The sequence below is a fragment of the Actinomadura napierensis genome (assembly GCF_039529375.1).
GTDB lineage: Bacteria > Actinomycetota > Actinomycetes > Streptosporangiales > Streptosporangiaceae > Spirillospora > Spirillospora napierensis.
The window spans coordinates 211,592-236,463 of record NZ_BAAAMR010000001.1; the positions used below are offsets into that span (position 1 = coordinate 211,592).

At 71.6% G+C, this 24,872-nt stretch carries 22 protein-coding genes; 8 read left to right on the forward strand and 14 right to left on the reverse strand.

Annotated elements, in window-relative coordinates; all coding sequences use genetic code 11:
* Positions 1-966 (reverse strand): carbohydrate ABC transporter permease, encoded by a 966-nt coding sequence (locus ABD296_RS00710; protein WP_344260154.1) that lies wholly within the window; start codon positions 964-966, stop codon positions 1-3.
* The gene (locus ABD296_RS00715) at positions 963-2,276 is read right to left on the reverse strand and encodes a glycoside hydrolase family 36 protein (RefSeq protein ID WP_344260156.1); all 1,314 of its coding nucleotides are present in this window, start codon (positions 2,274-2,276) and stop codon (positions 963-965) included. The genes ABD296_RS00710 and ABD296_RS00715 overlap by 4 nt, the downstream gene beginning before the upstream one ends.
* Positions 2,277-2,437: 161 nt before the next feature.
* Here ABD296_RS00715 and ABD296_RS00720 point away from each other — a divergent pair, with 161 nt between their 5' ends.
* Positions 2,438-3,634 carry an ROK family transcriptional regulator gene (locus tag ABD296_RS00720; protein WP_344260158.1) on the forward strand — a complete coding sequence of 399 codons (1,197 nt, stop codon included), beginning with the start codon at positions 2,438-2,440 and terminating at the stop codon, positions 3,632-3,634.
* Between the two features lie 222 nt (positions 3,635-3,856).
* Complete coding sequence (locus ABD296_RS00725) at positions 3,857-5,029, forward strand: serine hydrolase domain-containing protein (protein WP_344260160.1); 1,173 nt, start codon at positions 3,857-3,859, stop codon at positions 5,027-5,029.
* Here ABD296_RS00725 and ABD296_RS00730 read toward each other — a convergent pair.
* Entirely contained in the window at positions 4,995-5,582 is a 588-nt protein-coding gene (locus tag ABD296_RS00730) for a TetR/AcrR family transcriptional regulator (RefSeq protein ID WP_344260162.1), read from the reverse strand. The genes ABD296_RS00725 and ABD296_RS00730 overlap by 35 nt on opposite strands.
* A gap of 93 nt (positions 5,583-5,675) precedes the next feature.
* On the opposite strand from ABD296_RS00730, the gene ABD296_RS00735 reads away from it, so the two are divergent.
* The 3 genes from ABD296_RS00735 to ABD296_RS00745 are packed head-to-tail and all read left to right on the forward strand — an operon-like array spanning position 5,676 to position 10,587.
* Positions 5,676-6,935: an MFS transporter gene (locus tag ABD296_RS00735; RefSeq protein WP_344260164.1), complete on the forward strand. Its 1,260-nt coding sequence runs from the start codon at positions 5,676-5,678 to the stop codon at positions 6,933-6,935.
* Between the two features lie 26 nt (positions 6,936-6,961).
* Positions 6,962-9,568, forward strand: a complete 2,607-nt coding sequence (locus ABD296_RS00740; RefSeq protein WP_344260166.1) for a beta-mannosidase — start codon at positions 6,962-6,964, stop codon at positions 9,566-9,568.
* On the forward strand, positions 9,565-10,587 hold the full coding sequence (locus ABD296_RS00745) for a DUF3068 domain-containing protein (RefSeq protein WP_344260168.1): 1,023 nt from the start codon (positions 9,565-9,567) through the stop codon (positions 10,585-10,587). Before ABD296_RS00740 ends, ABD296_RS00745 begins: the two co-directional genes overlap by 4 nt.
* Positions 10,588-10,619: 32 nt before the next feature.
* Here ABD296_RS00745 and ABD296_RS00750 read toward each other — a convergent pair whose 3' ends face one another.
* The 8 genes from ABD296_RS00750 to ABD296_RS00785 are packed head-to-tail and all read right to left on the reverse strand — an operon-like array spanning position 10,620 to position 17,395.
* A complete protein-coding gene (locus tag ABD296_RS00750) occupies positions 10,620-11,717 on the reverse strand; it encodes an FAD-dependent monooxygenase (protein WP_344260170.1) in 1,098 nt (365 codons plus the stop codon).
* 51 nt (positions 11,718-11,768) lie between these two features.
* Entirely contained in the window at positions 11,769-12,737 is a 969-nt protein-coding gene (locus ABD296_RS00755; RefSeq protein ID WP_344260172.1) for a fumarylacetoacetate hydrolase family protein, read from the reverse strand.
* Between the two features lie 2 nt (positions 12,738-12,739).
* Positions 12,740-13,669 (reverse strand): VOC family protein, encoded by a 930-nt coding sequence (locus ABD296_RS00760; protein ID WP_344260174.1) that lies wholly within the window; start codon positions 13,667-13,669, stop codon positions 12,740-12,742.
* A gap of 3 nt (positions 13,670-13,672) precedes the next feature.
* Entirely contained in the window at positions 13,673-13,945 is a 273-nt protein-coding gene (locus ABD296_RS00765) for a hypothetical protein (RefSeq protein WP_344260177.1), read from the reverse strand.
* Positions 13,946-13,961: 16 nt separating this feature from the next.
* Positions 13,962-14,501, reverse strand: a complete 540-nt coding sequence (locus tag ABD296_RS00770) for an aromatic-ring-hydroxylating dioxygenase subunit beta (RefSeq protein WP_344260179.1) — start codon at positions 14,499-14,501, stop codon at positions 13,962-13,964.
* The gene (locus ABD296_RS00775) at positions 14,498-15,880 is read right to left on the reverse strand and encodes an aromatic ring-hydroxylating oxygenase subunit alpha (protein ID WP_344260181.1); all 1,383 of its coding nucleotides are present in this window, start codon (positions 15,878-15,880) and stop codon (positions 14,498-14,500) included. Before ABD296_RS00775 ends, ABD296_RS00770 begins: the two co-directional genes overlap by 4 nt.
* Complete coding sequence (locus ABD296_RS00780; protein WP_344260183.1) at positions 15,877-17,145, reverse strand: NAD(P)/FAD-dependent oxidoreductase; 1,269 nt, start codon at positions 17,143-17,145, stop codon at positions 15,877-15,879. The genes ABD296_RS00775 and ABD296_RS00780 overlap by 4 nt, the downstream gene beginning before the upstream one ends.
* A 13-nt stretch (positions 17,146-17,158) precedes the next feature.
* On the reverse strand, positions 17,159-17,395 hold the full coding sequence (locus ABD296_RS00785; protein WP_344260185.1) for a ferredoxin: 237 nt from the start codon (positions 17,393-17,395) through the stop codon (positions 17,159-17,161).
* Positions 17,396-17,692: 297 nt separating this feature from the next.
* Here ABD296_RS00785 and ABD296_RS00790 point away from each other — a divergent pair, with 297 nt between their 5' ends.
* Together ABD296_RS00790 and ABD296_RS00795 are read left to right on the forward strand one after the other, a co-directional pair.
* Positions 17,693-18,685 carry a C-terminal binding protein gene (locus tag ABD296_RS00790; RefSeq protein WP_344260187.1) on the forward strand — a complete coding sequence of 331 codons (993 nt, stop codon included), beginning with the start codon at positions 17,693-17,695 and terminating at the stop codon, positions 18,683-18,685.
* On the forward strand, positions 18,682-19,680 hold the full coding sequence (locus tag ABD296_RS00795; protein ID WP_344260189.1) for an aminoglycoside phosphotransferase family protein: 999 nt from the start codon (positions 18,682-18,684) through the stop codon (positions 19,678-19,680). The genes ABD296_RS00790 and ABD296_RS00795 overlap by 4 nt, the downstream gene beginning before the upstream one ends.
* Positions 19,681-19,988: 308 nt before the next feature.
* Here the strand turns inward: ABD296_RS00795 and ABD296_RS00800 are convergent, their stop codons facing one another.
* Positions 19,989-20,918, reverse strand: coding sequence for a LysR family transcriptional regulator (locus ABD296_RS00800; protein ID WP_344260191.1), 930 nt, complete (start codon positions 20,916-20,918; stop codon positions 19,989-19,991).
* A gap of 295 nt (positions 20,919-21,213) precedes the next feature.
* Between ABD296_RS00800 and ABD296_RS00805 the strand changes: the two genes are divergently transcribed.
* Complete coding sequence (locus ABD296_RS00805; RefSeq protein WP_344260193.1) at positions 21,214-22,131, forward strand: PDR/VanB family oxidoreductase; 918 nt, start codon at positions 21,214-21,216, stop codon at positions 22,129-22,131.
* Between the two features lie 29 nt (positions 22,132-22,160).
* Here the strand turns inward: ABD296_RS00805 and ABD296_RS00810 are convergent, their stop codons facing one another.
* Together ABD296_RS00810 and ABD296_RS00815 are read right to left on the reverse strand one after the other, a co-directional pair.
* Positions 22,161-23,402 (reverse strand): MFS transporter, encoded by a 1,242-nt coding sequence (locus ABD296_RS00810; protein WP_344260195.1) that lies wholly within the window; start codon positions 23,400-23,402, stop codon positions 22,161-22,163.
* 213 nt (positions 23,403-23,615) lie between these two features.
* Positions 23,616-24,848, reverse strand: a complete 1,233-nt coding sequence (locus ABD296_RS00815) for a helix-turn-helix domain-containing protein (protein ID WP_344260197.1) — start codon at positions 24,846-24,848, stop codon at positions 23,616-23,618.
* Positions 24,849-24,872: the final 24 nt, after the last annotated feature.

The window sequence follows — 24,872 nt, forward strand, 5'->3', positions numbered from 1 at the left end:
TCAGCTCAGGTCGTAGGTGGTGCGCTTGGCGAAGAACCGGACCTGGGCGAGCGTCACCGCGAGGATGAGCAGGAAGAGCAGCGCGGCCAGGGTCGAGGCGTAGCCGAAGTCGAACTGCCGGAAGGCCGTCTCGAAGATCCTGAAGTTGAGCACCTCCGTGCTGCCGCTCGGCCCGCCGTCGGTCATCGCGTAGACCGTGTCGAAGATCTGGAACGCTCCCAGCAGGTTCGTCACGGTCACGAAGAACGTCGTCGGGTTCAGCAGCGGCAGGGTGATCTGAAAGAAGCGCTGGACCGGGCTGGCGCCGTCGGTGGCCGCCGCGTCGTACAACTCCTGCGGGATTCCCTGCAGCCCGGCCAGGAAGAACAGCATGGTGTAGCCGCTGTACTGCCAGACGTTGACCATCGCGACGGACGGCAGCGCCCACGACGGATCGGTCAGCCAGTCCGGCCCGCTCACCCCGGCGACGCCGAGCAGCTTGTTCAGCGCGCCGTCCCGCGGGTCGAAGATCCAGGTCCACACCAGCCCCATCACGATCGGCGTGGCCATCCACGGCACGACGAACAGCGCGCGGTAGAACGCCACGCCCTTGACGCGCTGGTTGAGCAGCAGGGCCAGCAGCAGGCCGAGGACGGTCTGCGCCGGGATGCTCAGCAGGACGAACAGGACCGTCACCCAGACCGAGTGCCAGGTCTCGCCGTCACCGGCGAGCCGCCGGTAGTTCGCGAGGCCGGCGAAGCTCGGGCTCGACAGCAGCTCCCAGTGGAACAGGCTCAGGCCGAGCACGATCAGCAGGGGCAGCAGCAGGAAGGCGAACACGCCGAACAGGCTCGGGGCGACGAACAGGTAGGCGTACCAGTTCGAGCGCCGCAGGCGCCGGAGACGGGACGGCCGGCCCGCCGCACCGGCCTCGACGGCGCTCGTCGGGCCGGCCTGTCCCGCCAGGTGGTCCGCGCTGCTCGTCACGACGGCTCCGTCCGCGTCGGGACCATCAGCCGCCGGGTCGTCTCCAGGCCCCACGCGTCCAGCGCGGCGATCGGGTCGCCGGATCCGCGCAGCCCGCCTCCCGCCTCGATGTGCCCGGCCCACTGCTCGCGCGCTTCGACCTCCGGCCGGGCCATGATGCAGTCGGGGTCGTTGACCCACCAGCGGGCGTGCAGGAACTCGCGGGCGGCTCCGGTGAGGCGGGCGCCGAGCTGCGACGGCTGGCTGAGGTCGCCCGCCTTCGGCAGCACCCGGGGCGCGGTGTCCGGGCTGACGCGCATGATGTCGGCCAGCCCGATGCTCGGCAGCATCGGCGCGCCGCAGGCGTGCAGCGCGGCGTCCGGGCCGATGGCCGTGCGGATCAGTTCGAGGCCCCGCCGGTAGGCGGCGATCGGGGCGACGTCCTCGTGCCGCCGCCCGGGCAGCGCCCCCGCGTAGAGGTAGTCGAGCTTGAAGTGGCTCACGCCGAGCGCGCGGAGCCGCGTGAAGACCCCGGCCAGGTGGTCCGCGGCGTCGGGGTGCGTGACGTCGAGGACCGCGAGGTCCTGGTCCCACATCACGCCCGCGTGCGCGTCGCCGACGAGCCAGTCGGGATGCTCGGCGAAGACGCGGCTGCGCCGTCCGACGAGGAAGGGCGCCACCCAGATGCCCGCGCGCCGGCCGGTCTCCAGGACGGCGCCGACGGCACGTTCCAGCGACCCGAACCCGGGGCGGAGATCCAGCCAGTCGCCGATCTCGGCCTCGTAGCCGTCGTCGATGAGGAACATGTCGGCGTCGATGCCGTGCCGTTCGGCGAGGGCGAGGTTGGCGAGGACGTCGGCGTCGGTGACCTTGTCCCAGTAGCCGTACCAGGAGCACCACATCGGCGGCACGGCCGGGAAGCGGTCCGGGGCGTGGTCCCCGGCGACGCGCTCCGCCCACCACCGCAGCGCGGTGTCCAGACCGCCGTCGACCTCGTGGCGCGTGACCGGCCCGTCGGCGGACACGACCAGCCGGTCGCCGGCCTCGCGGGCCCGGATGGACGGCACCTCCTCCGGGCCGGGGCCCGAGAAGACCGAGACCGGGCCGCCGTCACCGGGATCGACCGCCAGCAGCCCCTCGCCCTGGAACGCCCCGGCCGGAACGGGCGTCTCCGGCCGGTAGCAGATGGTCTGCACGTTGTCGTCGGCGGGACGCGGCGGCGCCTCGCCGGGCCGGTAGGCGCCGGTCGGGCTCCACGACTGCCAGCCGAACTCGAACACCCGCGTCCGGGGCGAGAGACGGGTGATCTCTCCGACATCGGTGAACGGCATCGGATGCTCTCACTTCCAGGAGAGTTATAGAGGAGACCATCATTAGTACACTGGCCGAAGGTGGATGGCAATGGGTCCTTTGCGCGATGCTTCGGCCCCGCCTAGGCTGAGCGCGTGGGTTGTTGCCGAGCCCACCCCCCTCTTTCGAAGGGAACCTTCTGATGTCGACGATGCCGCCGATGGGCGGCGACCTGTCCCGGTTGCGGCAGCTCAACGCGCTGACCGTGATCAAGACGCTCCGCGGGGCCGAGGCGGCGACCCTGTCCGCGCTGGCCGAGCGCACCGGGCTGTCGCGGCCGTCCACCAAGGAGGTCATCGACGAGCTGAGCGCCATGGGATGGGTGGAGGAGGTCCCCCCGGCGCCCGGCACCATGGGCCGGCCGGCCCGGCGCTACCGGTTCCGCGCGGACGGCGGGCATCTCATGGGCATCGACATCGGCGCTTACCACATCCGCGCCGCCCTCGCCGACCTCGACGGCGACCTCCTCGCCGAGACGCGCCGCCCGGCGCACCCCGACGCGCCGATCGAGGACCGGCTCGCGGCGATAGAGCAGGCCGCCGCCGCCTGCCTCGGCCTGGGCGGGCTGACGATGGCCGACCTGTGGACCGTGGCGGTCGGCACCACCGGGGTCGTCAACTCCGACGGCCGCGTCATCCTGTCGGCGTCGATCCCGGCCTGGCGGGACCTCGATCTCGAGGGCCTGCTCGGCGAGATGTTCCCCTGCCGGGTGCTGGTCGAGAACGACAGCCGGCTGGCCGCCCTGGCCGAGACCAGGCGCGGCGTCGCCCGCGACGCCCGGGACGTGGTGTTCCTGCACATCGGACGCCGCATGGGCACCGGCCTGATCATCGACGGCCGGCTCCACCGCGGTTTCGGGGCGGCCGCGGGCGAGATCGTCATGCTCCCCGAGACCGGCTGGCGGGAGGGACCCGAAGACCTCAACAACGCCGCGGTCGTCCCCGAGGGCCTGCCGCCCGAGGACGCCGCCGGATTCACGCTGGCCGCCGCGCGCAACGGCGACCCGACGGCCCTGGAGGCCGTCGAGCGCTTCGCCGACAAGCTCGCCGTCGGCACCGCCGCGGCGGTCCTCCTGCTCGATCCGGAGATCGTGGTGCTCGGCGGGGGCTTCTCCCGCTCCGCCGACGTGCTCCTGCCGCCCCTGCGCTCCCGCCTCGAACGCGTCTGCCTGCGCATGCCGAAGCTCAGCGGATCCACGCTCGGCGACGAATGCGTCGTGCTCGGCGCCATCGACTACGCCATCGAGCACCTCGACCAGCTCTTCTTCGCCCCCGACGCCCCCGCCCTCCGCCCCCCGGTACGCCCGGCGACCACACCGGCACGCCCCGACCCCGCCTGAGTCCGGCGACGTCGAGGCCGTAGAGCCTCTCGAACTTGCCGACGCCCTCGAACAGCGCGATGCCTCGCTCGTGGTCGAACGGGTCGGGGATCTCCGTCGCCCGCTCACCTCCGGTCTCGTGCAGGGACCGCCGAGAGGACGACTCCGGCCGTTACTCTGCAAAACCTAGTGTTCCTCGGTTTTTGCGGCTATCGTCGCCGGAACGACCTGCGGGAGGCAGGCATGACCACGATCCACGGGTTCGCCGACGAGGGGTTCGGCCCGGTCGCCGACGCGTTCGCCGCGAACGTCGCCGGGGGCGCGGAGCTGGGCGCGGCCTGCGCCGTCCGCCATCGCGACCGGCTCGTCGTCGACCTGCACGCGGGCCTCGCCGACGCCCGCACGGGCCGCGCCTGGACGGACGGCACGCTGGTGGTCGGGTACTCGGTGACCAAGGGGCTCGTCGCGCTCTGCGCCCAGATCGCCCGCGCGCGCGGGCTGCTCGACCTGGACGCACCGGTGGGCGAGATACGGCCGGAGTTCGCGGTGAAGGGCAAGGAGAACGTGCGGATCCGCGACCTGTTCTCCCACCGCTCGGGCCTGATGGCGCTGGACGCCGACCTGTCCTTCGCCGACGTCGCCGCCTGGACGCCGGTCGTCCGGGCGATCGAACGGCAGGAGCCGCTGTGGGAACCCGGCACCGCCTTCGCCTACCACCCGCTCACGTTCGGCTGGCTCACCGGCGAGGTCCTGCGCCGCGCCACCGGCAGGACGCCCGGCGCGCTCGTCGCCGAATGGCTCGCCGGCCCGTTCGGCGCCGACGCCTGGATCGGCCTGCCCGAGGAGCAGGAGCACCGCGTCGCGCGGATCGAGCCGCCGGAGGCCGATCCGCGCGACACGGCCTGGATGGAGGCGGCGCTCGCGAGGCCGGCGGTCGTCCGGTCGATGACGCTCGGCGGCGCGTTCCCGCCGCTGCTGATCGAGGACGGGCATCCGGGCGACCTCAACGCGCGCGCCGCCCGCGCGGTCGAGATCCCCGCGGCGGGCGGCGTGCTGTCGGCGAAGGCGCTGGCCACCATCTACGCGGCGGCCGTCACGGAGGTCGGCGGGCACCGGCTCCTGGACGATGCGGGCGTCGCGGACGCGCTGGCCGTCCGGTCGTCCGGCGAGTCGTGGCCCGGGGCGCTCGCGCATCCGGACATGCGGTTCTCCACCGGCTTCATGCTCGACGGGATCGCGCACCGGCCGCTGCTGTCGGACGCGTCGTTCGGCCACGACGGGGCCACCGGGTCGCTGGGGTTCGCCGACGCGGACGCCGAGGTCGGCTTCGGCTATCTCAACAACCGGTTCGGCGGCATCGCGGACGAGCGGGCCAACCGGCTCACGGCCGCGCTGCGCCGGAGCCTCGGGAGCTAGCGATGGTCTCCAGGGGCATTCCGAGGACGACGGCGAGGCGCTTGAGGTCGCCGATGATGTCGGTGGACGGGTCGCGCAGCCACTGGATCTGCAGCCCTTCGGCGGCGGCGAGCAGGATGCGCGCCTGCCACTCGCGTCCCGGGCCGAGCACCCGCTCGAGCAGGTCGAGGATGACGCGGGTGCGGCGCCGCATGAACGGGTGCGCGGGGTGCGCGGGGTCGGCGGACGCGGCGGTCATGTCGACGAACAGCTTGACCAGGCCGGGCGTCCGCGTCGTGTGGTCGAGCAGGGCCCACACGCCGTCGGGCGTGGACAGGTCGTACGTCTGGAGGTACTCGCGGTCGCGCGCCACGAGGATCTCGACCAGCAGTTCGTCCTTGCTGCCGAAGTAGTGCAGGACGCCGGCCTCGGTGAGGCCGACGGCGTCGGCGATGGACTTCAGCGAGGGGCCCTGCCGCCCGGACGCCTGGTAGGCCTCCAGCGCGACCCGCAGGATCTCGGCGCGCCGGGCGATCCCCTTGGAGTACGGACCGCGCCGCCCTTTCGTCGCCATGCCCGCAATCTATCGCCGCCCGGGCCCGACGAGGGCATTGAAAGCCAAGGAATCTTTAGTTTTGATGGGACGCGGAGCACGAGGAGGCCGGCGATGGGCGGACGTCACGACGTGGCCGAGGCGGGACCGGCGGACGCCGGGTCCCGGCAGCGCGCCGGGCGCCTCGGCCGGCTCGGCCCGCTGCTGCTCGTCGCGAACGCGGCGTGGGCGCTGCCGTCGGCGGCGTCCGGCACCCTGCTGCAGGCGCTCCTCGAAGACCAGCGGCCGGGTTCCAAGGTCGTCGCGTACGCGGTCGCCACGGCGGTCGGCGCCGTCGCGGGCGCCTGCTCCACCGTCGTCGCCGGGTTGCTGTCGGACCGGACCCGCAGCAGGTTCGGCCGCCGCAATCCGTGGATCCTCGGCGGCGCGGCGGTGTCGGCCGCCGGGCTCGCGCTGACCGGGCTCGCCCCCGTCTTCGCCCTCCAGTTGCTGTTCTTCGCCGTCTACCAGGCCGGGCTCAACGCGATGCTGAGCGCCCTGTACGCGCTGCTCCCCGACCGGGTGGCGCGCCCGTCACTCGGCCGGGCGTCGGCCCTCGGCGGGCTCGGCTACCTGGTCGGGACGGGGCTCGGCGGCGGCGCCGCGTCGGGGTTCATCGACGTGCCCGCCGCCGGCCTCGCCGCCCTTCCCTGGACGATGCCCGCCGCGGCGCTGCTGCTGTTCGTCCTGGCCAGGGACGTCTCCACCGCCGGTGAGCCGCGGGACCGGCTGCGCTTCGGCGCGCTGCTGCGCTCGCTCGCCCCGCCGGACGACCGCGACTTCCGGTGGGCGTTCGCAAGCCGGTTCACCGTGATCCTCGCCCTGTTCCAGCTCGTCTTCTACCAGCTTTACGTGTTCACCGACCTGCTCGGCCTGAGCCGGGACCGCGCCGGCGAGCTGATCGCGCTCGGGACGGCGCTGCTCGGCGCCGCCGCGATGGCCGCGTCGGTCGCCGCTGGCGTGCTGTCGGACCGGATCGGGCGCCGCAAGCCGCTGGTCTTCGCGGCGTCCGCGCTGATCGCGCTGGGCGCCGTGCCCGCGCTGGCCGGGCCGTCCACCGGCACGATCCTCGCCTTCTACGTCGTCGGCGGCCTCGGCTACGGCATGTACCTGTCCGTCGACCAGGCCCTCATGGTCGAGGTCCTGCCCGGGGCGGGCAGCGAGGCCAAGGAGCTCGGGTTCCTCGGCATCGCCAACACCGCCCCCATCGTGCTCGGCCCGTTCGTGGCGGCGGGGACCGTGACGGTCCTCGGCTACCGGGCGCTGTTCGCCGTCACCGTCGTGCTCGCCCTGGCCGGCGGGCTCGGCGTCTTCAGAATCCGGCGCGTCCGCTGACGCCGCCGGCCACCGAAAGGAAGCGCATGCACACCGCACCCCCCGTCACCGTGCGGCGGCTCGACGGGTTCTCGCTGGTCGCCTCGGACGCCGCGACCCCCGAGGACCTCGCCCGCGACACCGCCGACCGGACCTGGATCCCGGCCCGCGTGCCCGGCGGCGTCCACGAGAGCCTGATCGACGCCGACGTCATCGGCCATCCCTACTTCGGCGACAACGAGCGCGCTGTGCGCTGGGTCGAGGACGCGACCTGGTGGTACCGCGCCGAGTTCGACGCCGACGCGGAAACCGCGCCCGGTGAGCGGCTCCGGTTGTTCTGTCACGGGCTCGACACGGTCGCGTCCATCTGGCTCAACGGCGACCCCGTTGGCACGCATGAGTCGCAGTTCCGGCCGGGCGTCTTCGATGTCACCGGCCTCGTCCGCCCGGGCGGCAACGTCCTGCTGGTCCGGTTCGCGCCGCCGCTCGCGGGGCTGTCCGCGCCGCCCTCGGTCAGCGACACCGTCACCCGCATGCGGGAACTCTTCGCGATGGCGATGCCCCAGGAGGTCCCCGACGCCGAGCCGCCGCCCGGGGTGCTGTCGGCCGACCTGGCGTTCACGTTGCGCCGCAAGGCGACGTTCTCCTGGGGTTGGGACTTCGCGCCCCGGCTCCCGTCGGTCGGCCTCACCGGCCCGGTCGAGCTGCGCCGCGAGCGCGGCGCGGTCCTCGCCGGGCACCACGTGCGGGCGGTGTCGGTGGACGCGCCGAAGCGCACGGCGCAGGTCGCAATCGACGTGGAGGCCGACGCCTTCGCGCACGACGGCGAGCTGTCGGCCGCCGTCACGCTGACCGCACCGGACGGACGCGTCCATGCGGCGCTGTTCCCCCTCGACGCGGGCACAGGCGGGACCGTCCTCACGGTCGACGACGCCCGCCTCTGGTGGACCCACGACCTCGGCGACCAGCCGCTCTACCAGGTCGATGTCGAACTGACCGCCGCCGGCGGGACGGTCCTGGACCGCGCCGAGGACGCCGTCGGCCTCCGCACCATCGCCCTCGACCGGACGCCCGACGACGAGGGCGGGCGCCTCTTCCGGTTCGTGCTCAACGGCGTCCCGGTCTTCGCGCGCGGCGCGAACTGGGTGCCCGCCGACATGATGACCGGTTCCGTGCCGGCCTCGGCCGTCCGCGCGCTGGTCGAGACGGCCCGGCGCGGCAACATGACCATGCTGCGGGTATGGGGCGGCGGCCTCTACGAGCAGGACGCCTTCTACCGGGCCTGCGACGAGCTGGGCGTCCTGGTCTGGCAGGACTTCATGTTCGCCTGCATCGACTATCCGAGCGAGGACGCCGCGCTGCGCGCCGAGGTCGCCCGCGAGGCCGAGTATCAGGTCGGGCGGCTGCGCAACCGCGCCTGCCTGGCGCTGTGGGCGGGCAACAACGAGGTCCACGCCATCCACGGCCTCGTCCATGGGAACTTCGAGCCGGGCGACTGGGGCTGGGCCTTCTTCCACGACGTGCTGCCCGCGACCGTCGCGCGCCTCAGCCCGGAGGTCCCCTACTGGCCGGGCAGCCCGTGGGCCGACTCCGACCCGCGCGGGACGAACGGCGTCGCGGACGGCGACCGGCACGCCTGGGAGGTCTGGCACGGCGTCGACGTCGGCGCGGGCGGCCCCACCGAGTTCCCGGGACGGGGCGACGCCGTCCACTTCTCCCGCTACCAGCACGACCGCGGCAAGTTCATCAGCGAGTTCGGGATCCACGCGGCACCGGAGCTCGGCACGCTGCGCCGCTGGACCCCGCCGGGTTCGCTCGCCCTCCACAGCGCGGAGTTCGACCACCGCAACAAGGACGTCCCGAAGAACAAGGGCGACGACCTGATGTTCGCCGAGACCGGGCTGCCCGCCGATCTGGCGCAGTACGTGGACTTCTCCATGGCCTGCCAGGCGGAGGGGCTGAAGTTCGGGATCGAGCACTACCGCCGCCGGCAGCCGCACTGCTCCGGGACGCTGCTGTGGCAGTACAACGACCCGTGGCCGGGATTGTCCTGGTCCGTCGTCGATCATGACCTCGTCCCCAAGGCCGGGTTCTATTTCGCCCAGCGCGCCTACGGACGTGTGCTGGCAAGCTTCGTCCGGGCCGGTGACGGACGACTCGAACTGTGGGTCACCAACAGCGGCCGCACCGACACGTCCCTGGACCTGCGCGTCGAAGTGTCCACGTTCACCGGGAAGAGCGTCGTTGACGAGCGGGTGACCGCCGTCGCGCGCGCGGGCGAGTCCCGGCCAGTCTGGTCGGCCGGGCCGGACGTCTACCAGCCCGGCCCCGACCGGTACGCGTGGGTGTCAGAGGCGCACAGCCTGATCGAGCCGAACCGGCTCTTCTTCGCCCCGCTCAAGGACCTGCCCGTCGCCGAGGGCACGGTCGAGCTCACGACCGGACCGAACACCGGCGGCACCGCCGAGCTCACCCTGACCGGGCGCGGCTACTGCTACCTCGCGCGCGTCCTCACACCCGTCCCCGGCGTCACGTTCAGCCGCAACTACCTCGACCTGCGCGACGGCGACGAAGCCCGCATCACCGCCGAGGGGCTCCCGGACGGCTTCGACCCCGCGACGCTGCGCGCCGCCGTGTACGGGAGCCGGTCATGACCGCTAAGATCTACGCCTTCGTCCTGCTCGGCGGGTTCCTGGTCACCGCCGCCGTGCTCACCCGCCAGTACGTCTATCCGCGCGTCGCGGTCATTCCCGGGGACCTGGACACCACCTCGGTCACGCAGTCGCCGGCCGGGCGGACCGCCACCTACTTCAGCATCGCCGACCTGCGGGAGAAGAGGGCGCCGCTCAAGTCCGTCACCGTGGCGCGCGTGGACGCCGCGGCGTCCCGCAAAGCGTCGAAGGAACTCCAGCGGACCGTGCGGGTGCTGCGCGTCTACGGCTGCACCGACGTCGCGGCCGTCGACTGCACCACGAAACGCCTTCCCCTCGAAGGCTCCCTCACCACGGTCGCGCTCGACGCGGCCAGCGGCGAGACGCTCGCCTGGCGCGGCAACACCGTCGCCTCGGGCGGAAAGACCGAGACGAACGTCCCCTTCACAGGGCTGCTGATCAAATTCCCCTTCGACGCGCAGAAGCGCACCTACCGCTTCTGGAACGGCGACCAGAAGAAGAGCCTGCCGGTGCGGTACATCGGGGAGACGAAGCTCCGCGGCCTCACGGTCTACCGGTACCAGCAGACCATCGCGCCCACGGTCGTCGGCCGGCTGGACCTGCCCGGGAGCCTCATCGGACGCAAGGAGCCGACCGTGTCCACCGACCAGGTCGCCTCCTCCACCACGACCTACCTGGTGGAGCCGCGCACCGGCGTGATCATGTCCGCCACGTCGGCCCAGCACAGCTATGCCGCCGTCCGCGGACACCGCGTGCTCACCGTCACCGACGGCACGTTCGTCTCGTCCGACGACACGATCGCCGAAAGCGTCGACCACTACCGGACCCTCGCGCGCGCCCTGACCGCGTTGCGCTTCCAGGGTCCGGCCGCCGGCCTGGCGGCCGGTGCGCTGTCGCTGGTGACGGCGGCCGTCCTGCTCGCCCGACGGCGCGCCGGACGCCCCGCCGCGACGGCCCGCCCCACGGCCGCCCCCTCGGAGCAGCACGCCGCGGGTGGGTGACCGCCTCTGCGGCGGCCCGACGCCTCCGCAGGCTAGGGACGGTCGCTCATCGCAACGGCGATTCTTCCCATGAGCCCGCCTATGTCGGCGTCCGGCCCCGGATGCATCTCCCAGTGCGCGATCTGGACGGACCCTTCGACGATGGTCCGGACCCGGTCGAAGCGGCGTTCCATGAACGTGTCGAACAGCGTCTCGTCGGCCGTGCCGCGCTCGCGGAGCAGTTCGGAGAACACCAGGGCGTCCTCCAGGCACTGGGCCGCGCCCTGGGCCAGGGTCGGGGGGCAGGCGTGCGCGGCGTCCCCCATGATGATCACGTTGCCGCGGTTCCAGGGGCGCTCGACCAGGAGCGACTCGAACCACGTGTAGTTGATGAGGGCGGAGCCGGTGATGTCCTGCTTGATGTCGTCCCAGGGGCCGCCGTAGGGCTCGGCGAGCGCGCGCATGGCGGTGGCGTACTCGGCGGGCGCGAGGGACGTCCTGTCCTGGGCCTCCTCGAGCAGGTACGCGTAGAGGGTGTCTTCGCTGGTGGGGCAGTACCCGGCGAGGTAGCAGGGTCCGCCGAGGACGAACTCGGTGCGCTCGACGCTCTTGGGACGGCGGGCGTGCACGCGCCAGGCGCCGATGCCGACCGGCTGGGGCCGGGTGTCGATGCCCAGCATCGCGCGGACCGAGGAGTTGATGCCGTCCGCGCCGACCACCAGGTCGTAGTCGCCGGTGGTGCCGTCGGAGAAGCGGACCGGGTCGACCGAGGTGACGGTGGTGCCGAGCATGAGCCGGGCGCCGGCGCGTTCGGCGGCGTCGACCAGGATCGCGCACAGGTCCGGCCGGAACATGCCGAGGGTGGCGGGAAGGTCGGGGCCGCCCGTCCTGACGTCGTCCTGCTCGGTGACGAGCCTCCCGTCGACCGTGCGTATGGCGACCGAGTCGAAGGCGTAGCCCTTGGACCGGACCTGGTCCCATACGCCCAGCTCGCGCAGGACGCGCAGCGCGTTGCCCTGCAGCGTGATGCCGGAGCCGAGCACGCTCCACTCCGGACGGCGTTCGGCCACGTCGACCGTCATCCCGGCGCGCGCGAGCAGGATGGCCAGGCTCGTTCCGGTGATGCCGCCGCCGACGATGAGAACTCTCATGGTGCCTCGCTGTTCGATGGGAAAAGGGGGTGGGAGAGGGCGAGGAGCCGATCAGGTGCTCACGCAGCGGTTGCGCTGGGCGCCGATTCCGCCGATGGCCGCTTCGATGACATCGCCTGGACGGAGGAAGCGGTTCCAATGCCCGCCATTGCCTCGCGGACTGCCGGTCAGGATCAGGTCCCCCGGGAAAAGAGGCACCGACGCCGATGCCTCGGCCACCAGACGGGCCACGTCGTGGACCATGTCGTCCGGGGTGTCGTCCTGCATGACCTGACCGTTCAGCGACATCGTGAGCTGCAGGCTCCCGGGGTCGCCGAGCACATGCGCCGGGACGATGAAGGGGCCGGTCGGCAGGAACGTCGGCTGGTTCTTGGCCCGCAGCCAGTCCCCGCCGAGCGCGCGGTGCTCGGGAGAGAACTGCCAGTCCCGCGCGCTGATGTCGTTGCAGACGGTGTAGGCGGCGACATGGTCGAGGGCTTCCTCGACGGGGACGTGCCGTGCGGGACGGCCGATCACGGCGGTGAGCTCGACCTCCCAGTCGGGCTGGGACGCGCCCTGCGGCAGGACGACGTCGTCGTAGGGTCCGCACATCGCCGCTGGAAGTCCGATGAACAGGAACGGACGGCCTTCCGCCATCCGCCGGATCTCGGCCCGGGCGGCCCCGGCCGCCTCGTCCTCGGTCATTCCCTCGGCCGTGAATTTGGCCGATGCCATCTCGAAGAGGTGCGCCCGGTAATTGGCGCCGGCCTGGATGATCTGCCGCGGTTTCAGCGGCGGGAGCACGCGCAGCGCCGAAAGGTCGAGCCATCCGTCGCCGTCGCCGGAGGTGCCCGCGAGATGGCCGAGTCTCGGGAGCACGGCGTCCCATTGCTCGAGGAGCCCGCGCACGGTGACGGGGCGGCCGGGGAGGATCCCGTCGTCCAGGGGCCGCACGCGGTCCCCCGCGACCAGGCCGGCGAACTCGTCCCCGTCCTTGGCCGCGAAGGTGCCCAGCGCGAACCGGCCGTCCCTCTGCGGCACGGTCAGCTCTCCTTGTAGGGGCGGACGGTCTCGTTGGGCTGCATGGTGAAGTGATGGCCCCACATCTCGGGCCTCTTGCCCTTGCGGAAGTCCACGTACTCCACGGATCGGGGGTCGGACTCCTTGATCGGCAGCCCGTCCCAGCCGTATTCGATGAAGAAGCCGGCCGGTGTGTGGAGGTAGTAGGACACGGTCTGGTCCCCGACATGGCGTCCCAGCTTCATCAGCATGTCGGTGTTCTCGTCTCCCCCCAGGACGTCGTAGTAGGAGTAGCCGACGTCGTCCAGCGACCGGCATTCGATGTAGACGTGGTGCAGCCCGAGCATGCCGGGCATTTCCAGGAAGGCCACGTTGTGGTGGCGCGGGTTGGCCCGCAGGAACCACATCTCTCCGAGCGGCTCATTCAGCCGGACGATGTCGCTGGGCTTGAACCCCAGAACGTCGATATGGAAGTCCACCGCCTTGCGCACGTCCGGGACGATGAACACGATGTGCCCGAGGCCCTGCTCGCCGGTGACGAAGCCCTCGTGCGGCCGCGGCGGGTCCCAGACCTTGTAGTCGGCGGACTGGTAGCAGTACGCCTCGTAGGGCTGCCCGAAGGGGTCCTCGAAGGTCACCAGGTCCAGCACGCCGCGCGACTCGGCGAGCTCGCGCGACGCACGCCGCGGGTTCGCGCCGGCCTTTTCGAGCTTGGCGACCAGCGAGTCCAGGTCCCGGTGGGACAGGACCTCCCAGCCGACGTAGGCCAGTTCATGCTGGTCCCCGGGGTGGATCGACAGGCGGTAGTCGAAGTCGTCCAGCTTGACCCGGACGGCGCCGTCGTCGCCGTCGGGACCCAGCATGCAGGCGAAGACCTCGGGCGCCCAGGTACGCCACTCCTCGTAGGAGGGCGACCTGACCCCGACATATCCCAGCTTCGCGATCTCTTGCATTTCTTACCTTTCCCTTTCAGTCGATATGGGCTGGTCGTCTCCGGAGCGTTCCTCGTCCAGCGAGGCGACCAGGCGCGACAGTTCCTCCGGCGTGAAGCACGTCAGGGCGTCGAGGACGACGGGATCGAGCAGGACCCGACGGCGGCGTTTCGGCGACTCCAGCAGCAGCCGCTCGCCGTTGCCGGTCAGCACTCGGGTGAACGTGATGAAGGCGAACTCGTTCGACACGCTCTGGGCCGGTCCGAGCGATCGCTGTTCGTCGTCGCTGGTGCTCACTGTTCAGTTGCCCCTTTCAGAACAGGAACGACAGAACCGCTCCGGGAAGTACGGCGTGATTGAGGTACACGGTGCGCTGGGCGAGCCGGAAGTCATCGCCTTCTCTGCGCAGGACGTCGTGGCGCTCGCCCGCCCAGAGTTCCGGGGTGAAACGGAGGCGCTCCCGGTGGAGGTGGAAGGCGCTGCGGACGTTGACATGCGTCTCATCGGCGCCGGGAGTGACCACGATCCCGGTGACGACGCGCCGTAGCCGCGACGGCGGGTCCTCGGCCCATGCGTGCTCGCCGTCGAGCCGGTCGATGCGCATTTTCAGGGTGAACCAGTTGTCGTACATGTGGTACGAACCGTCGGGGTAGTCGGGGAGATTGCTGGTGAATTCGCGCGGCACGAGCACCGGTACCTGATAGACGACGTCCTGAGCGACGAGGTCGTGCCACTCATGGAGCCGGCGCATGTCGTCCAAGAGCATGGACTCGTAGTCCAGCCAGGAGCGCACGGCCGTTTCGGTCTCCAGCGAGACCTGGGCTCGGTCCGTCCGGCGTACGGGCGTCGTCATCGGTCCTCCCCAGGCCGGCCCGGGTCGGCCGAGCCGACGTTGCCTGCGTTCATCTGGTCGATCCAGTGGCGCTGGAAGGCGCGAATGTTTCCCTCGGTGAAGGCGGAGTCGTAGGATTCGCCCGGTCCTGGATGGTCCTCGATGGGGCCTCCCCTGCTCATGCCGGGTAGACCGGCCTGGTAGTTGAGTCCCATTTCGTGGTCGCGCGCGAATCGGCTTCGGCCGACGCGGGAGGGCGCGTTCCAGAGAGTGAAGTCGTCCTGTTCGAGGATGCCCGGAGCGTTGAGGACGAAAAGGCCGTCCTGGTAGGACTTCGTCCTATATTCTTCAGGCTCGGCGACGTGGAATACCAGCCACGACAGAACCTCGGTCTTGGTGGCACCACGCGGCTGGTACAACCGCAGTTGGGTGTGGACCATGACCCGCTGGGAGACGGGGTCGAAGGAGAACCCGCGGAAGAAGCCGAAATTGGGAAAGACCAGCCCGGCCAGCGGCATGCGTTCCGCGTTGAACCGCTGCTGATCGGCCGTCAGTTCCCCTTGGTCGAACAGATCCCATACCTGCTTCGGGTATCCCCACGGGGCTTCGATCGGCAGGCCGCTGCGTTCGAGATTCCAGGCGAAGGTCGCATGGCCTTTCCCGGGGCTGAACATCGAGTACATCTCCTGCTCGCGCAGAAGCTGCTGGGACATCCCGAGGTCTTCGAGGCTCTTGTGGGTGTGCGCCACATGCAGCGCGTCACCGCAGTAGTTCTCGGCGCCCGTCTTCCAGTTGGCCTCCAGGAGGGCGCGCTCGGGCTCGCCCATGACGATCATGCCGCGGGAGTCCAGACCGAACACGGCCTCCAGATACCAGGCCATGTCGCCCAGGTAGTCGTCGAAAGACGGGGCGGCGGGGTCGGGGCTGGCGAAGACGAGACCCCATTTCACCGCGACGTGCGGTGCCGCGAGCAGTCCCCAGTTGGCGGTGTCGAGATTCTTGTAGACCAGCGTCTTCCGCGGCGCCGACGCCCATGTCCCGTCATTGCGGTAAGTCCAGCCGTGGTAGGGGCAGCGGAAATGGGAGCTGTTGCCCTTGGCGCCGCGGCAGACGGGAGCGCCCCGGTGACGGCAGGCGTTGTAGAGCACGTGGATGCGGCCGTCCTCGTCGCGGGTGACGATGACCTCGTCCTCGCCGAGGTGGCGCAGCACGTAGTCGCCGGGTTCGGCGATCTCGCTCTCATGGGCCACGAACAGCCAGGACTTGGCGAAGACGCGGTCCAGTTCGGCCTGGTAGACCGAGTCGTCGGCGAACGCCTCGACGGGGAAGGTGCCGTGGGCCGCGCCGGAGGCCGCCGCGGCCAGCACGGCCTGGACCCGGTCGGACGAGGTGAGCGTCATGTGCTCTCCAAGGGGTGGTGGGAATTCTCGGTGGCGCGCTGATGCGGCGGGCCGGTGAGCAGGCGGAGCGCGGTGGCGGGGTCGGCGCGTCCCGCGACCTGCCGTGCGAGCCGCGCCGACCAGCCGGCGGCCCCGATCGTGAGCGCGCCGGTCAGGACGCCGTCGCGGGAGTACAGCGCCGCGAGGCGCGCGCCGTCCCGGTGAACGGCGTGGACCGTGTCGCCGGGCTGCAGATGACCGTGGAACTGGATCTTCGTGCCCGCCTGGTCGGACCAGAAGTAGGGGACGAAGGCGGCGGACGCGGCGCCGTCCCCGCGGATCGCCGCCGCTATGACGTCGGCGTGCCGCAGCGCCGCCTGGCGGTGCTCGACGCGCATCGAACGGCCGAACAGGGGGTTGTGCCAGCGGCAGACGTCACCGGCGGCGAACACCCGCGGGTCCGACACCGACCGGCAGGCGTCGTCGCAGACCACGCCGTCGCTGATGTCCAGTCCGCTGCCGCGCAGCCATGAGGTGGCAGGGGCCGCGCCCGCTCCTACGACGAGGAGGTCCGTGTCGATCACCGTCGCGTCGTCGAGGATGATGCGTTCCACCCGGCCGTCGCCTTCGACCGCGACGACCTTGCGCCCGGTGCGCATGTCGATGCCCTGGTGCCGGTGGATCGCCGCCACGGCGCGGCCGACCTGTTCCCCGAACCGGTGCAACGGGGTGGGTGCGCCTTCCACGACGATCGGGGTGCGTCCCAGCGTGGCGGCGGCGGTGGCGACCTCGAGCCCGATGAAGCCGCCGCCGAGCATCACCGGACGTCTCGCCCGCCGCAGAGCCGCGTGCAACGCCACGGCGTCGTCCCATGTGCGCAGTGCCACGATCCCGGCCAGCGGCGGCAGGGACGACGGTCGGCGTGGCGCTGCTCCGGTGGCCAGGACCACCTGGTCGAACGCTTCCGCCGTGCCGTCTTCGAGGAGGACGCGGCCACCGGCGAGGTCGAGGCCGCATGCCCGAACGCCCAAGCGCGTCCGCACGCCGAGGTCGGCCAGCTCGCCGTCTCCCGCCAGCGCGATGGCGGCCGTACTCGGGTCGGAGACGGCATCGCCGAGCAGGATCTGCTTGGACAACGGCGGCCGGTCGTAGGGGTGATGGGCTTCCGCACCGATCAGAACCAGGTCGCCCCTGTGCCCGGCCTGGCGCAAGGCCCGCACCACGCTGAGCCCGGCCAGTGACGCTCCCACCACGACGACACGGGACGCCACGCCGTCCGTTGACACGTGCGGCATTCGACTAGGCGATCGTGATCGCGCGTTCGGGGCAGCCGCGTACCGCGGTGTTCACGGCGGCTTCCCGCCCCTCGGGCCGCTCGGTGCGCAGGACGGCCAGTCCGCTCTCGTCGTCGATGTCGAAGATCTCCGGCGCTTCCAGCGCGCACACGCCGTGGCCGGCGCACTTGCCGAGATCGAGTTCTATCCGCATCTCGTCTCCCAGATTCTCGGTCACGTGGAATTGCTTGCGGACGTCCATTCGTGCCACTCCCCCGGTGACGGCTCGACGCCGACAAAGAAGAGCAGAATGTTTCCAACGTGTATACGAAGTGATGCTAGGAGCAGAGCCGCCCGTTGAGAAATTAATGTGGCTGATGGCAGGTATCCGATAGCGAATACCCGTGAGGGCTGGCCCGCCTCCCGCCTGCGAGCGAGCATGAGAGAACTGCCCGGACATTTCCATCCAGGGATGAGGAGTACAGCCCGCCATGTCCTGTCGCCGTGCCGCGATCCGCCGGCACCGTCGCCCTGATCCGGTGTGTCTTCGGACGCGCCCGTGACCGCCGGGGAGCGGCCGGTCGTCCTGGTCACCGATTACGCCTGGCCGGATCTGGAGGTGGAGAGGCGGATCCTGGACGCCGAGCTGCTGGTGCCCGAGACCGGCGACGAGGACGAGCTGATCGCCTTGGCGCCGCGGGCGGACGCGATCCTCACCTGCTGGAAACCGGTGACCGCGGCCGTGCTGGACGCCGCGACCCGCTGCCGCACCGTCGCCCGGTACGGCGTCGGGCTGGACAACATCGACGTCGGCCGCGCCACCGAGCTGGGCATGGTCGTCACCAACGTCCCCGACTTCTGCGCCGACGAGGTCGCCGACTCCACCCTCCTGCTGCTGCTCGCGCTGGCGCGCCGGCTGGGTCCGCTGGCGGCTGACGTGCGGGCCGGCGGCTGGGACAACCGCGCTGGGGGCGTTCCGGTCCGGCTGCGCGGCAAGGTGATGGGGCTGGTCGGCCTCGGGAACATCGCGCGGGAGGTCGTCCCGCGCGTCCAGGCCCTCGGCATGGACGTGCTCGCCTATCGCCGCAGCGGCCGGGCGTTGGACGTCCCGGCGGGCGTGCGCGTGACCGCGGATCTCGGCGAACTGCTGGCCGAGGCGGACGCGGTGTCGCTGCACTGCCCGCTGACTCCGCAGACCAGGCGGCTCATCGGCAAGGACGAACTGGCGGCGATGAAGGACACCGCCTTCCTGATCAACACTTCGCGCGGCGGGCTCGTCGATACCGACGCGCTCGTCAGCGCCCTGGACGGCGGTGTGATCGCGGGGGCGGGACTGGACGTCACCGACCCTGAACCGCTGCCCACGGGGCATCCGTTGCGTGATCATCCGCTCGCCGTGATCACCCCGCATGCGAGCTTCTATTCCGACGGCTCCACCGCCGAACTGGCGTCGAAGGCCGCCCGCAACGTCGCGGCGGTCCTGCGCGGCGAACGTCCGGCCTCAGTGGTCAACCCCGAGGTCTACCGGGCGGCTGCGCGGAGGCGGGCATGACGGTTCCGCTGTCCGCACAGGCCCGCCGGATCCTTCACCACCTCGTCCAGCGGGACCTGGTGCCGGACGGGGCGGAGGTGTCGGTGACGCCCCTGACCGGCGGCGTCTCCAACGATGTCTTCGCCGTCAGCGGCCCCGGCGTCGACCTCGTCGTCAAGGAGGCGCTACCCGTCCTGCGCGTCGAGAGCGAGTGGCGCGCCGACATCGGACGCATCGCCATCGAGGCGCGGGCGCTCCGGCTGGCGCACACGCTCACGCCGCGAGCAGTGCCGGCCGTGGTCGACTTCGGTGACGGCGTCCTCGCCATCGAACGTGCGCCGCGCAGCTGGACGAACTGGAGGGACGACCTGCTGTCGGGCGTGGTCGACCCTGACATCGCCCGCGAACTGGGATCGGTCCTCGGCGCATGGCAGAGCCGCACGGCAGGAGACCAGGGCCTGATGGCGGACTTCGGCGACCGCACCGTCTTCGGGCAACTGCGGTCCGAGCCCTTCCACGGGCGGGTGGCGCTGCGGCATCCGGACCTGGCGCCCGCCGTCGAGGCCACCGTCGCCGTCATGTTCGCCGCCCGGGACTGCCTGGTCCACGGCGACTTCAGCCCGAAGAACATGCTGGTCTCCGAACGGCGGGTGTGGGTGCTGGACTGGGAGGTCGCCCATGTCGGCGACGCCACCTTCGACCCGGCGTTCCTCCTCACCCATCTGCTGCTCAAGAGCGTCCACGACCCCGCGTCGGCCGGAGCGCACGCGGAACTGGCGTCGCTGTTCCTCAAGGCGCTGACCGCGCGGACGGCGGGGACGGTCGTCCATGATCCGGGGCAGCTCGTCCGGCAGGTCGGCTGCCTGCTGCTCGCCCGCGTGGACGGCAAGAGCCCCGCCGGCTACCTCACCGCGGACGAGCGGCCACGCGTGCGCGAACTCGGCCGCTCGCTGCTCATCCGCCCCGTCCCCGACCACGTCAACGGCGTGCTGAACGCCTGGGAGATCCTCACATGAGCACCGCGACCAGGATCAGCTCACTGCTCGCTTGGGAGGCCCTGGACTCGCGCGGCAAACCCACCGTCGGCTGCGAGGACACGCTCGACGGCACGCAGGACGCTCCATCGACGTCCAGGACTTCCTCGCCGTTCCTCTTGGCGCGGGCTCGTTCGCCGCGGCGATCGAATGGGCCGCACGGGTGCGGGCGGGCACGGCACTGCTCTGCGAGGGCGTGGAGCGGGCAGGGCTACGGCTGGACGACGGCGACGGAACCGGAGTGGGCATCGCCATCGACATCGCCTCTGTAGGGCCGGACGTCCATGACCTCATTCGTCGCCGGGGACATGAACCTGGGCAACGGCGAAGAGCTGTTCGCGCAGCCACACATGCCCGGGGTCGCCGTCCCGGCGGGCGTGCCAGTAGGCAAGCTGGCGGAGGGGACGCAGCGGCGACTCCAGGGGCAGCACGACCAGCTCGGCCGCCTCGGCCACGCGCAGCGCCAGCCGCTCGGGGATGATGGTGATCAGCGGCGTTCCCGTCACCATGAACGGCATCGCGACGAAGCTGCTCGCCCCCGCCTCGACGTTGCGCGTGATCCCCTGATCGTCCAGGTCCTCCTCGACGAGGCTCTTCCGCTCCCCGGGCGCCCAGGCCAGGTAGGGCCAGTCGGCGAGGCCCGCGGCCGTCAGCCGGCCGGCGGCGGCCAGCGGGTGCTCCCGCCAGACCACGCCCACGAACCGGTCCTCGATCACCGTGGTGCTGGAGCAGTCCGGCAGGTCGCCGGGGCCGACCAGCCGGTCCGGGATCACGGCGACGTCGATCTCGTCGCGCTGCAGGTCGGTGAGGTAGCCGAAGGACGGCGGGCGCAGGTCGACGCGCAGCCGCGACGCCTGCGCACCGAGGCGGGCGAGCAGCGGCCGGATCAGCATGATCCCGACGTAGTCGCTGGCCACCAGCGAGAAGGTGCGGGCGTCGGCGGACGGGTCGAACCCCGGAGGCCGCAGCACCGACTGCTCGACGGTCGCCAGCACCTCGCGCACCGGCCCCGCCAGCGCCTCGGCCCGAGGCGTCGGGACCAGGACCCGCCCCTGCTTCACCAGCAGAGGGTCGTCCAGGCTCTTGCGCAGCCGGGCGAGCGCCGTGCTGACGGCCGGCTGGGAGAGGTGCAGCCGTTCGGCGGCCCGGGTGACGTTCTGCTCGCGCAGCAGGGTGTCCAGGACGACCAGAAGATTGAGGTCGAAGCCACCCAATTCCATTGCCGTCCTCCTTGGCGGGCACCGGCATGGGCGTCATCATGCCTGGTCAGCCGTAGCCGACACAGCGTAGCCCGGGAGGCGGCACCTGGCACGGCACGGTCGCCGGCAATGGGGGATCAGAATGGTTGGCATCAACGATCCTGATGGCCCGCGACGTCCGAATGCGGGATATCCGACCCTAGGCTCACCGGTGATGAATGCGTCAGGGGCGTCGATATCCTCCGGTCGGCCGCATCGCTCTCCTTACGGCCGCGGCCACCGCCTCCGGCGGGCGTCGGACGGCGGCGGACGACTCGTGGTCCGCGGCAAGGAACGTCTCAGCGACAACGTCGTGCTCCTGCGCCTGGGCGACCTGGAAGGCCGGCCGCTGCCGGGCTGGTCCCCCGGCTCCCACATCGACGTCGTGCTGCCGAACGGCCTGGTGAGGCCGTACTCGCTGTGCGGCGACACCGCCGACCGGGAAGAATGGCGGCTCCTCGTCGGGCGCGAACGGGAGTCGCGCGGCGGCTCGGCGTTCGTTCACGACGGGATGGAGCGCGGTGACCATCTCGATTACCTGGGCCCCCGCTCCTGGTTCCGGCTTCGCAGCGCCCGCCGATACCTGTTCCTGGCCGGCGGCCTCGGCATCGCCCCGCTGATCCCGATGGCGCGCCTTGTCGCGGCCTGCCACCTCCCATGGTCGATGGCCGTCGTCGGCTCCAAGGCCGACGTCGAGCCCATCACCGCGATGCTCCCCGACCTGGCTCCCGACATCACCCTGATGGCCACGGGCGAGGACGCGCGGCCGGATCTCACGGCACCGCTGACCGGCCTCGATCCCGGAACGGCGGTCTACACGTGCGGCTCCGATCGGTTCGTAGAGGAGGTCGAGCGGATCTGTGGCCGATCCGGGCTCGCCGTGAACCGGCAGCTCTTCACTGCGGGCACGCCACGGGGAGGCGACGGTGAACCGGTCGAGCTGGTGCTCGCCCGGTCGGGGCTGACCTTCACCGTACGAGCCGGAACGTCGCTGGCCACCGGTCTACGGCAGGTGGGCGTGCCGGTACCGGTGTCCTGCGGTGCCGGGATCTGCGGGGCATGCCTGGTGAAGGTCGTGGAAGGCGTCCCCGACCACCGCGACCGGCTGCTGACCCCGGCACAGCGGGAGCGCGGCGACACGATCCTCACCTGCGTTTCGCGGGCGCATTCCCCACGTCTCGTCCTGGACCTTTGACCCACTCGCCGGCGACTCCCCGTGCCGGATCATTCCGGGGCGGCGGGCGCCAGGGCCGCGCGCCGGGACAGGAGCAGAAGCGCGGCGGCGACCACGGCGGTGGCCAGAGCGAGCAGGCCGACCGACGCCGCCAGCGTGCCGACGGCGGCCTCGCCCGCGAGCATGAGCAGCGGGCACGCGAACTCGCCCGCGAAGAAGGCCGCCATCCACAGACCCGTCCCACGGCCCCGGTCGGCGAAGTGCAGCCGCGACATCGCCAGGGTGAGCAGGGACGGCAGCAGGACTCCCGCGCCGAGACCGTTGATCACCGCGCCCACCACCAGCACCACGGCGTTGCCGGCCAGCGCCATCACCGCGAAGCCGACGGCGCACACGGCCAGGACGGCCGGAAGCCGGGCGGCCGTCGAACCCGACAACCGGGTGAAGGTCACCGAGCCGAGCACGGTGGCCACGCTGGCCGCCGCCGTGGCCGCGCCGATCGCGCCGGTGGCCGACACCCCGAGGTCGTCCAGCAGGTAGGACATCTCCACCGGGACGGTGTAGAAGACCAAGGCGCCGAACACGGTCAGCGCGCAGATCCCGGCCATGCGCCGCAACGGGAACGGCCGGGGTGTCCGCTCGACGGGGTCCGCGGCGGCGGGCCCGGTGGACGGCAGCACCGCGGCCATGGCCGGTGCGATCAGCAGCCCCACCCCGTAGAGCCAGAACGGGGCGCGCCAGCCGGCCGATCCCGCCGCCCCGCCGAGCACGAAGAAGACCGTCGCGGAGGCGGCGGAGCACATCGTCTGCAGGGCCAGATAGCGGTCGCGGACCCGGCCGCTGTAGTAGTCGCCGATCAGCGTCGTGCAGCACGTCATGATCGCCGCCTCGGTCACGCCGACCAGGACGCGGCTGGCGACGATGGCGCCCAGCGAGTCCAGCCAGAGCGGGGCCGTGCCGACCAGCGCGTACAGCACCGTCCCGACCACCAGGAGGCGCTTTCGGCCGAGCCGGTCCACGATGACGCCCGCGAAGGGCGACAGCAGGGCCAGCGCGAGCGCCGGGATCGTCAGCACCAGCGGGACCAGCACCTTGGCGGCGCCGGTGTCGCCGAAGGCGTCCTGCATCTTCGGCAGGACGGGCGCGATGAGCACGGCGCCCAGAATCGGCAGGCAGCTGCCCGCCATCAGCAGCGTCACCCTCAGGCGATGCGCCGCCCCGGAAGGCGGCGCATCCTCGGGCGTTCCGTCGTCGGGGTTCGCGGCCGGCGGCGCGGACACGGATTCGGGCATGCGGACACTCCACGTCGCAGCAAGGGAAGGCACGGGGTCCTCAACGCCGCGATCGGCGCGCGTCAGAACCTCGTCGCACCTGGGGTGGTTTCACCGGGGATCGGTGCTTTGAGCTGCCATAACTATGAGCGACGCCACTCACGCTGCATAGTCCCCGCCCGATCGGACTTACGGATCGCCGTCATCCGTTCCGTGAATACCCGTCCCCCACCGTCACTTGGCCGGGCCGGCGGCGGGCGTCGACAGGTGCAGCAGGGCGTTGAGCGCGATCATCGTCGCGAGCCTGGACTGCGGGCCGGGGAGCTCTCCGCCGAACAGGCTCTGGATCACCCGCATGCGGTAGCGGACGGTCTGCGGGTGGATGTGCAGCTCCTTCCCGACGTTGACCGCGTTGCCGCCGTGGGTGAGATGGGACAGCAGCGTTTCGGCGAGAGTCTCCCGTCGCGGGGAGGGCTCCTCCAGGAGCGGTTGCAGGTACTGCGGTGCCGCCGCGTCGACCAGGTCGCGGCCGAGATGGGCGGTCAGGGTCGCTATGTGGTCGACGCAGCGGACGGCGCCCGCCGCGGGTAACGCCCCTTCGGTGACGAGCGCGGCGCCGCGGCGGGCCCAGCGCAGGGAGTTCGCGCCGCGTTCCAGGGGGACGGCGGGTCCGATCGTCCCTGGGCAGCTCTCGGCGAGCCGGTCCATGAGGTGCCGCTGGCCGGGGCCTTCCGGGTCGGGCACGATCAGGTAGGGGGCATGCCCGGACCAGTCGGTCAGGACGGTCGGCGGCAGGAGGCGGGTGACGCTCGCCGGGGAGTGCGGCACGATCGCGCAGACGGTGCCGGGCGCCGTCCAGCCAGCGGCCTCGGCCAGTTCGATGACGGCCTCGCGGCTGGTGGGCGGGTCGGCGACGATGGCGTCGCGCAGGTACGCGCGCCGCTGCTCGCGTTCGGTGGTGAGGCGGTGGTGGGCCGCGGCGTGGCCCCGGGCGGCCGCGTTGACGAGCCGGCCGAGGAACTGGAAGAGCCGTTCGGTGAGGATCGCCAGGGTGTCGTGCGGCGAGTCGAGGATCCGCGTCTGGTGGATGAGCCGCCGGCAGACGATCTGGCTGCTGAGCCGCAGGGCGGCCTCCAGGTTGTCGAGCCCGCGGCCGTGCTGGGCCTCGCGGACGCCGAGCCGCCTGTAGCCCTCGGTGATGGGCGTCAGATCGGGCGCGGGCTCGTCCACCGAATCGACGAAACCGCGGACGGTCATGCCGACCATGGCGAGCAGCTGGCAGCCGGGGTGGCCGTCGGCGGGCAGGGCGAACGCGGGCACGTGCCGGCGGATCTCCTGGGCGATCTCCTCGGTCACCGGTTCGATGTGCGGGCGCAGCAGGTCCCCGAGCCGGCAGGGGGGCCGGTGGCGGTGGTTCAGGGGGTCGGTGAGCAGGATGGGCGGTTCTGACAAGGACAGAGACACCACGAACTCTCCTCCCGGATGGAGTCG

Excerpts from the sequence above, each read along its gene's own strand:
- ABD296_RS00715 (WP_344260156.1), bottom strand. The coding sequence starts at position 2,276 with ATGCCGTTCACCGATGTCGGAGAGATCACCCGTCTCTCGCCCCGGACG.
- ABD296_RS00720 (WP_344260158.1), top strand. The coding sequence starts at position 2,438 with ATGTCGACGATGCCGCCGATGGGCGGCGACCTGTCCCGGTTGCGGCAG.
- ABD296_RS00725 (WP_344260160.1), top strand. The coding sequence starts at position 3,857 with ATGACCACGATCCACGGGTTCGCCGACGAGGGGTTCGGCCCGGTCGCC.
- ABD296_RS00730 (WP_344260162.1), bottom strand. The coding sequence starts at position 5,582 with ATGGCGACGAAAGGGCGGCGCGGTCCGTACTCCAAGGGGATCGCCCGG.
- ABD296_RS00735 (WP_344260164.1), top strand. The coding sequence starts at position 5,676 with ATGGGCGGACGTCACGACGTGGCCGAGGCGGGACCGGCGGACGCCGGG.
- ABD296_RS00740 (WP_344260166.1), top strand. The coding sequence starts at position 6,962 with ATGCACACCGCACCCCCCGTCACCGTGCGGCGGCTCGACGGGTTCTCG.
- ABD296_RS00745 (WP_344260168.1), top strand. The coding sequence starts at position 9,565 with ATGACCGCTAAGATCTACGCCTTCGTCCTGCTCGGCGGGTTCCTGGTC.
- ABD296_RS00750 (WP_344260170.1), bottom strand. The coding sequence starts at position 11,717 with ATGAGAGTTCTCATCGTCGGCGGCGGCATCACCGGAACGAGCCTGGCC.
- ABD296_RS00760 (WP_344260174.1), bottom strand. The coding sequence starts at position 13,669 with ATGCAAGAGATCGCGAAGCTGGGATATGTCGGGGTCAGGTCGCCCTCC.
- ABD296_RS00770 (WP_344260179.1), bottom strand. The coding sequence starts at position 14,501 with ATGACGACGCCCGTACGCCGGACGGACCGAGCCCAGGTCTCGCTGGAG.
- ABD296_RS00775 (WP_344260181.1), bottom strand. The coding sequence starts at position 15,880 with ATGACGCTCACCTCGTCCGACCGGGTCCAGGCCGTGCTGGCCGCGGCG.
- ABD296_RS00785 (WP_344260185.1), bottom strand. The coding sequence starts at position 17,395 with ATGGACGTCCGCAAGCAATTCCACGTGACCGAGAATCTGGGAGACGAG.
- ABD296_RS00795 (WP_344260189.1), top strand. The coding sequence starts at position 18,682 with ATGACGGTTCCGCTGTCCGCACAGGCCCGCCGGATCCTTCACCACCTC.
- ABD296_RS00800 (WP_344260191.1), bottom strand. The coding sequence starts at position 20,918 with ATGGAATTGGGTGGCTTCGACCTCAATCTTCTGGTCGTCCTGGACACC.
- ABD296_RS00810 (WP_344260195.1), bottom strand. The coding sequence starts at position 23,402 with ATGCCCGAATCCGTGTCCGCGCCGCCGGCCGCGAACCCCGACGACGGA.